The organism is bacterium (assembly GCA_021372775.1).
In the GTDB taxonomy this organism is placed as follows: Bacteria; Acidobacteriota; Polarisedimenticolia; order J045; family J045; genus JAJFTU01.
Genome location: JAJFTU010000204.1, coordinates 1 through 6287 on the forward strand (window position 1 = coordinate 1; position 6287 = coordinate 6287).

Annotated in this window: 5 protein-coding genes; 3 read left to right on the forward strand and 2 right to left on the reverse strand. The window is 76.3% G+C overall.

Annotated elements, in window-relative coordinates; all coding sequences use genetic code 11:
* Together LLG88_07125 and LLG88_07130 are read left to right on the forward strand one after the other, a co-directional pair.
* Positions 1–647: hypothetical protein (locus LLG88_07125; protein ID MCE5246678.1), on the forward strand; the 647-nt coding region annotated here is incomplete at its 5' end.
* Positions 644–1201 carry a hypothetical protein gene (locus LLG88_07130; GenBank protein MCE5246679.1) on the forward strand — a complete coding sequence of 186 codons (558 nt, stop codon included), beginning with the start codon at positions 644–646 and terminating at the stop codon, positions 1199–1201. The genes LLG88_07125 and LLG88_07130, both read left to right, overlap by 4 nt.
* 109 nt (positions 1202–1310) lie before the next feature.
* On the opposite strand, the gene LLG88_07135 is transcribed toward LLG88_07130, so the two are convergent.
* Together LLG88_07135 and LLG88_07140 are read right to left on the reverse strand one after the other, a co-directional pair.
* Entirely contained in the window at positions 1311–2735 is a 1425-nt protein-coding gene (locus tag LLG88_07135; protein MCE5246680.1) for a ribonuclease E/G, read from the reverse strand.
* A gap of 3 nt (positions 2736–2738) precedes the next feature.
* On the reverse strand, positions 2739–5528 hold the full coding sequence (locus tag LLG88_07140) for a TIGR03960 family B12-binding radical SAM protein (GenBank protein ID MCE5246681.1): 2790 nt from the start codon (positions 5526–5528) through the stop codon (positions 2739–2741).
* 126 nt (positions 5529–5654) lie between these two features.
* Between LLG88_07140 and LLG88_07145 the strand changes: the two genes are divergently transcribed.
* A partial coding sequence (locus tag LLG88_07145) for an RNA polymerase sigma factor (protein MCE5246682.1) occupies positions 5655–6287 on the forward strand: 633 nt, incomplete at its 3' end.

The window sequence follows — 6287 nt, forward strand, 5'->3', positions numbered from 1 at the left end:
AGGCGGGGCGCCTCGTCGCCGGGCTGCGGGCCCTCGCGCCGGAGCGCGAGCCGGCGCTCTCGACGCTGCCGCTCGCCGACGTGCTGCGCCGCGTCGTCGAGGAGCGGCGGCCCCGCGCCGAAGCGGCCGGGATCGCGCTGACGCTCGAGCTCGCCGATCCGCGCGCCGCGCAGGCCTCCGTCCCGGCCGCGCTGGCCGAAGCGGTCGGGCCGCTGATCGACAACGCGCTCGACGCGCTGGAGGCGCGGCCGCTCGGCGCGGCCGGCGCCGCGAAGCGGGCCGGGGCGCCCGCGGAGACGCGCGGCGCGGCGACGATCGCCGCGCGCCGCGAAGGGCGCGGGATCGTCGTTCTCGTCGAGGACGACGGGCCCGGCTTCGGCGCCGCGGCGCTCGCCCGGGCCTTCGATCCGCTCTTCACCACGCGCGCCGCCGGCGACGGGCTCGGGCTCGGCCTGCCGATCGCCCGCGCGGCGGCCGCGAAGTGCGGCGCGCGGCTCGAACTCGCCGACCGCGCCGAGGGGGGCGCGCGCGCCGTCCTGCGGCTCGGCGACGACGGGCGCGACGCGCCGAGCGACGTCCCTCGCGCGGAAGAACGCCCGCGCGACGCGGCGAGCGACGTCCATCGCGCGGACGACGGGACGCCGTGATCCTCCGCGGAGCGGCGAACACCGGCCGCGGGCGGCTCGGCGTCGCGCCGCTCGGCGCCGTGCCGCCGCCGGTCCTCGAACGGGTCGCCGCCGTCGCCCGCGGCGCGCTCCGCTTCGAGCCCCTCCCGCCGCTTCCCCCGCTCGATCCGGCGCCGTTCCTCGACGCCGCGCGCCGCCAGTACCGCGCCGACCTCGTCCTCGCGCGGCTCAAGGAGTCCGCCCCGCCGGGCGGACGGATCCTCGCCGTCGCCGCGGTCGATCTCTGCCTGCCGGTCCTGACCTACGTCTTCGGCTGCGCCGAGCTGCGCGGCGCGGCGGCCGTCGTCTCGACGCACCGCCTCGACCCGCGCTTCCACGGCGAGCCGGAGGACGCCGGGCTGCTGCTGGAGCGGCTGGAGAAGGAGACGCTGCACGAGCTCGGCCACCTGCTCGGCCTCGTCCACTGCGCCGACAGGTCCTGCCTGATGGCCAGCGCGCACGACGTGGGCGAGATCGACGTCGAGGAACCGTCGTTCTGCGCCGACTGCCGCGCGAAGCTCCGCGCGCGCGCCTGACCGCCCGCCGCGCCTCCGCCGTCTCGTCGTTCGCGGACGTCGGCGACGAGCGGCCCGCGCCGCCGCGCCGTCGGGACTCGACGCGGACGGAACGCTCGCCGACGCGCCGTCAGGACTCGACGCGGACGGAGCGCTCGCCGACGCGCCAGACGACCGGCCGCGTCCGGTCGAAGCCGCTCGCCTCGCCCCACAGGTCCAGAATCTCGCGCCCCGCGGCGGCGACCGTCTCCGGCGCCTCGAGCACGATCCGCGCGCGCGGCAGCGGCCTCGCGCGGCGGCGCGCCTCGCGCAGCAGGTCGCGCGCCGCGGCCTCCGGACGGAGCACGACGCCGCGGCGGCAGCAGGGGCACGGCTCGCCGAGGATCTTCTCCAGCGGCAGGCGCCGCCGCTCGCGCGTGATCTGCGCGAGGTGGAAGTCGGTCAGCGGCAGGACGCGCAGCTTCGCGCGGTCGCGCGAAAGCGCCGCGGCGAACGCCGCGTTGACCTTCGCGCGGTCCGCCGCCGCGTCCATGTCGATGAAGTCGACGACGACCAGACCGCCGACGTCGCGCAGCCGCAGTTGCCGCGGGATCTCCTCCGCCGCCTCGAGGTTCGTGCGCAGCGCGGTCTCCTCGAGGTTCGCCGCGGAGGTGTCGGCGCCGCTGTTGACGTCGATCGCCGTCAGCGCCTCGGTGCTCTGCAGCGCGAGCCAGCCGCCGCCGGGAAGCGGCGCCTCGGCGGCCAGCGCCAGGCGCGCCGCCTGCTCGAGTCCGTACGCCTCGACGGCCGGGAGCGGCCCGACGTGCGGCGCGACGCGCGCCGCCTCGCCGCGCTCGCCGAGACGGCGCGCGAACTCCTCCGCCTCGCCGTCGACGACGATCGCCTCGAGCCCGCCCGCCAGATGGTCGCGCACGAAGACGACGCCCGGATCGTCCTCGCGGTGGACGAGCGTCGGCGGGCGCGACTCCGCCGCCCGCGCGGCGATCCCGTTCCAGCGCGCCAGCAGTTCGTCCCGCTCGGCGCGCAGCTCGTCCCGCCCGAGCCCGGTCGCCGCGGTGCGCGCGACGAGGCCGAACCCTTCCGGCGCCAGTTCCTCGACGAGCGCGCGCAGCCGCTCCCGCTCGACTTGATCGACGATCTTGCGGCTCACGCCGCACTGCGCGCGGCGCGGGGCGAGGACGAGCGCCCAGCCGGGAAGGGTCACGTCGAACGTCGCCCGCGGTCCCTTCGCCCCCTGCGCCTCCCGCACGACCTGCAGCAGGACCTCGTCCCCTTCGCGCGGCGGCTCGCGGTCGTCGTCGAGCGGAACGAACGCGTCGCGCGCCTGGCCGATCGCGACGAACGCCGCGTGCACGCCGGAGGCGACGCGGCTCACGCGCCCCTTGAGGATCGCGCCGAGCAGCCGTCCCTGCCCGACGGGACGGACCGTCAGTTCGACGACCCGGCCGTCCTCGAGCAGCGCCAGCCAGACCTCGCCGAGGTCGCGCGCGACGACGATCGTGCGCCGCGCGGCGCTCGGCCCGTTCTCTTCGGCGTGTCCGCGCTCGTCTTCCACCGGCTACTCCCGCATCCGCCGCCGCGCCAGCAGCAGCGGCGAAACGCGCCGCCCTCCGGCCTCGGCGAGCAGTTCGGTGCGCTCGACGTCGGCCGCGGCGGCGGCGGCCTTGCCGGCGAGCCACTCCAGGATCTCGACCGGGCGCGCCGATCCTTCGACCGACACGCGCAGGGCGAAGCGCAGCTCGCCGTCCGGCGCGCACGACATCTCGGCGACCAGCGGACGGAGGTCGAGCGCCCGCTCGCGTCCCTTGCGCGCGCGGACGATCGGGACCGACTCCGCGGCGAGGAACGCCGCGACCCGCTCCGCCAGCGCGTCGGGCGCGAGCGGCAGCCGCGCGCGGTAGACGGCGAAGCGCACCGCGTCCTGCAGCGCCGCGGCGTCGAGGTCGGCGGGGACGAGCGCGAGGACGCGCAGTCCTTCGGGCAGCGCGGCGTCGATGCGCGGGATCGCGCTTTCGGCGTCGAGCGGCCCGGTCGTGTCCACGTCGACGAACTCGCCGCGCGAGCCGACGCCGAGCGCCAGCGCCGGCGTGAACGAGAGGCGCGGATGCGGCTTGAAGCCGCAGGAGTAGGCCAGCGGCACCCCCGCGCGGCGGAACGCCATCGTCATCGCCCGCACGAGGTCGAGGTGGCCGAGGAAGCGGGCGCGGCCCAGCTTCTCGAACAGCAGCCGGTGGCGGTAGACCGGCGCCGGCGGCGCCGCGGCGGCCGGCGCCTCCGCCTCCGCGCCGCGAGCGCTCTCCGCTTCGCCGCCGCGCACGCCTTCCGCTTCGCCGCCGCGCGCGCGCTCCGCTTCGTCGCCGCGCGCGTGATCCGCCTCGTCGCCGCGCGCGCTCTCCCGCGCGCCGTCGGCCGGCGCCGCGGCGAACGCGGTTTCGGGCGCGGCGTCCGGCCCCTGCGGCCCCTCGTCGGGAAGCGTCGTCCAACGGCGCCGCGCGACGACGCCCGACGCGCATTCCTTGGCGAACGAGGCGCACGCCCCGCACTGCTGGTCGCACGGCGCGGTCCGCTCGGCGCGCGTCGCCCGCTCCCACTCCCGCTCCAGCCACGGGCGGCGGATCAGCGGATCGACGACCTCCCACGGCAGCTCCGCTTCGACCGGCAGCGCGCGCGTCGCCCAGTCGTCGGCGTCGATCCCGGCCGCGGCGAACGCCTCCCGCCAGCGCGCGACGTCGAGCATCTCCGTCCAGCCGTCCAGGACGGCGCCGCGGCGGTACGCCTCGAGGATCGCCTGCGCCGCGGAGCGGTCGGCGCGCGAGAGCGCGCCTTCCAGCCACGAGGCGCCGTGGTCGTGGTGCTTGAACTGCACGCCGCGCGGCAGCCGCGCGCGGATCCGCCGCTGCTTGGCCGCGACGACCTCTTCCCTGTTCATCCCGCAAAACTGGAACGGCGTGAACGCCTTCGGCACGAACGTCGAGGCGGAGAGGGTCACCTTGGCCCGCGGCCCGCGCAGCTCCCGCCCGAGGCGCGCCACGCGGCCCGCGAGATCGACCAGCGCGTCCACGTCCTCGTCGGTCTCGGTCGGGAGCCCGATCATGAAGTAGAGCTTGACGAGGTCCCAGCCGGCCTCGAAGGCGAGGCGCGCGGCGCGGAGGATCTGCTCCTCGTCGAGGTTCTTGTTGATCACGTCCCGCAGCCGCTGCGAGCCGGCTTCGGGGGCCATCGTGAAGCCGGTCTTGCGCACCCGCTTGACCTGCGCCGCCAGCTCCTCGCTGAGCGTCGTGGCGTGCAGCGAAGAGAGCCCGACCGAGACGCGGCGCGGCGCCATCTCGTCCATCAGCGCCGTCAGCAGCGGGAGCATCGCGCCGTACTTGCCGGAGTTGAGCGAGGTGAGGGAGAACTCGTCGTAGCCGGTCGCTTCGATCGAGGCCCGCACCCCGTCCCGCACGGCGGCGGGGTTCCGCTCGCGCGTCGGCCGGTAGAGGTAGCCCGCCTGGCAGAAGCGGCAGCCGGTCGGGCAGCCGCGCATGATCTCCCACGACACGCGGTCGTGGACGATCTCCGCGTGCGGCACGAGGATCGCCGCCGGGAACGGATGGGCGTCGAGGTCGAGGACGACGCGCCGCTTCACGCGGGCCGGGACGTCCTCCCCCGCCTTCGGGCGCGGCAGCAGGAAGCCGGTCCGCTCGTCGCGCGCGACGTCGTAGAGCCCCGGCGCGTACCAACCCTCGAGGCGCGCGAGGCGCCGCACGATCTCCGCGCGCGGCGTTCCGGCGTCCTTGAGGCGCCGCAGTTCCGCCAGCGCCTCGGGGAACGCCTCCTCGCCGTCGCCGAGCAGGATCAGGTCGAAGAACGGCGCGAACGGCTCGGGGTTCGCGGCCGCGGGGCCGCCGGCGAGCACGAGCGGCGCGCCCTCTTCCCGCTCCGCGGCGAGAAGCGGGATCCCGCCGAGCTCGAGCATCGCGAGGACGTTCGTCGCCGCCAGCTCGTACTGCAGCGAGAAGCCGACGACGTCGAACGACGAGAGCGGCGCGCGGGTCTCCAGCGACGTCAGCGGCAGGCCCTCCGCGCGCAGCAGCCCGAGCATGTCGCTCCAGGGCATGAACGCCCGCTCGGCGGCGACGCCGTCGAGGTCGTTGAGCAGCGCGTAGAGGATCCGGAAGCCGAGGTGGGACATCCCGATTTCGTAGAGGTCGGGGAACGCGAGCGCGACGCGCAGCCGGACTTCCTCGGCGGCCTTGACGCGTTGATTGACTTCGCCGCCGAGATAGCGCGTCGGCTTCTCGACCCGCGGCAGCAGTCGCTCCAGCGCCGCCGCCAATTCACCGTTGTCCGCGAACCGTCCGGTCATTGCGTCCCCGTCCCGCGGAGGGCGGCCGAAGCGCCGCGCCGACCCGCCCTGCAACGGTAGCAAGGATCGCCCGCCGCGACGAACGCCCGCTGCGTCCTCATCTGTTCCGCGATATGCTTTTGCGACATGAGCAAAGCCGACAAGAGCGTCCCGGAGCGGCCCGAGCAGGAACTGATCGAGGCCGCGAAAATCGGCGACCGCGCCGCGTTCGAACAACTCCTGGACCGCCACGTCCGCACGGTCTGGCGCATCGCGTGGCGCGTTTTGCGCCACCCGCAGGACGCGGCGGAAGTGACGCGCGACACGTTCCTCGCCGCGCACCGCACCCTGCCCGCCTTCGCCGGGGAGCTGCGCTTCTCGTCGTGGCTCGAGCGGATCGCCGTCGGCCGCGCCGTGAAGCTCCTCGAGCGGCAGGGGGAGCGCCGCCACGTGACCTCGGCGCCGCTGCCGGAAGGGCAGCCGGTCGCCGCCCTCGACGCCGCGGAGATCGCGCGGCGGGTCGCGGCGGCGCGGATGCGCCTCGCCGGCCCGCAGCGGGCGGTGCTGACGCTGCGCGACACCGACGGCCGCAACTGGGACGAGGTCGAGAAGATTCTCGCCGCGCCGCACGACGCGGCGCTGCAGCGCCTCGCCCACGCGCGCCTCGCGCTGCGCCGCGCCGTGACCGGCCGCGGCGAGACCGAGCGCGGAGACCAGCTCGCGCTCGATCTCGTCTCCCGCTACATCGACGGCGACCTCGACGCGCTCGACCGCGCCGCG